Origin of the sequence: Flavobacterium sp. HJJ, from assembly GCF_015351475.1 — a bacterium.
GTDB classification, from domain to species: domain Bacteria; phylum Bacteroidota; class Bacteroidia; order Flavobacteriales; family Flavobacteriaceae; genus Flavobacterium; species Flavobacterium marginilacus.
In genome coordinates this window covers 1-1,261 of the sequence record NZ_JADKPR010000065.1, presented here as the reverse complement: position 1 = coordinate 1,261, position 1,261 = coordinate 1, and the positions used below count along the sequence as shown (strand labels likewise).

The 1,261-nt window shown below is 32.5% G+C and carries 2 protein-coding genes; both read left to right on the top strand.

Annotated features, from left to right (window positions below; translation table 11 throughout):
• Positions 1–56: 56 nt before the first annotated feature.
• Positions 57–356 carry a transposase gene (locus IRZ80_RS21285; RefSeq protein ID WP_410504325.1) on the top strand — a complete coding sequence of 100 codons (300 nt, stop codon included), beginning with the start codon at positions 57–59 and terminating at the stop codon, positions 354–356.
• Positions 353–1,231 carry an IS3 family transposase gene (locus IRZ80_RS20725; RefSeq protein WP_410504324.1) on the top strand — a complete coding sequence of 293 codons (879 nt, stop codon included), beginning with the start codon at positions 353–355 and terminating at the stop codon, positions 1,229–1,231. Before IRZ80_RS21285 ends, IRZ80_RS20725 begins: the two co-directional genes overlap by 4 nt.
• The last annotated feature ends 30 nt before the right edge of the window (positions 1,232–1,261 follow it).

Genomic DNA, 1,261 nt, shown 5'->3' with positions numbered 1-1,261 from the left:
TGGATATGCTAACTTAGTCATCAGATAAAGTTAAGAAATAATCTTACTTTTAACCTATGAAACAAGTCCGTAAAGTTTACGACAAAGCTTTTAAAGAGAAAGCAGTCCAATTAAGTTATGAGAGAACAAACATATCTGAATTCGCCAGAGAGTTAGGAGTAACAGCCCCACAATTATATAAATGGCGTAAAGAGTTCGAGGAGTTTGGAGAAGGAAGTTTTCCTGGAAAGGGGAATTTAAAACTAACACCCGAGCAAGAAAAAATTCACGAACTGGAGAAAAGACTCAAAGATGCCGAGTTGGAGCGTGATATATTAAAAAAAGCAATCGGCATTTTTTCCAAGAGCGGTCGATGATTTATAGTTTCATTAAAAACAATGAACAACTATTTCCGATTGAAAAAATGTGTAAAGTTCTAAAAGTTAGCAGTGGAAGTTATTACCGATGGAAAAAACAAATAATTACCGCCAGGTCACAACGAAAAATTACCATACAAGAGCAAATAACGTTGATTTATTTTGAATCTAAGCAACGATATGGAAGTCCTAGAATAACATTAGAACTTCAGCATTTTGGTTATAAAATTTCAAGAATTACTGTAGCAAAATATATGAAAGAGCTAGGCTTGCGAAGTAAATTAAGCAAGAAATTCAAAGTAACAACTAATTCTAATCATAATTATTTAATCGTCGAAAATATATTAAATAGAGAGTTTCTTGTGAAAACACCTTCAAAAGTTTGGGTTTCGGATATCACCTATATCCAAACCAAAGAGGGATTTGTATACCTGACAACTATTATGGATTTATACGACCGAAAAATTATAGGCTGGAGTTTAAGTGAGGGAATGAGTACAAATGAAACTACGCTTGGAGCTTGGAAAATGGCGGTTAAAAATCGAAATATTGAGAAAGGTTTGATTTTTCACTCTGACAGAGGTGTTCAATATGCAAGCAAAAAGTTTGTAAATGTTCTTGATTCTTATAAAAAAATAACCCGCAGTATGAGTCGCAAAGGAAATTGTTGGGCCAATGCAGTAGCGGAAAGCTTTTTTAAATCCTTGAAAACTGAATTAATTTATGGAAACAAACTGATTTCTAAAGAACAAATGAAACTGGAAATCTTTGAATACATTGAAGTTTGGTACAACAGAAAAAGAAGACATTCAGCTTTGAACTATGCAACTATTGAAGAATTTAACAATCAAATTAATTATAAAAATGTAGCTTAACTGAATGTGCAGTTTTTGTTTGCATATCCA

Bases quoted from the DNA above. Each gene is read 5' to 3' on its own strand.
- IRZ80_RS21285 (WP_410504325.1), top strand. From the start codon at position 57: ATGAAACAAGTCCGTAAAGTTTACGACAAAGCTTTTAAAGAGAAAGCA.
- IRZ80_RS20725 (WP_410504324.1), top strand. From the start codon at position 353: ATGATTTATAGTTTCATTAAAAACAATGAACAACTATTTCCGATTGAA.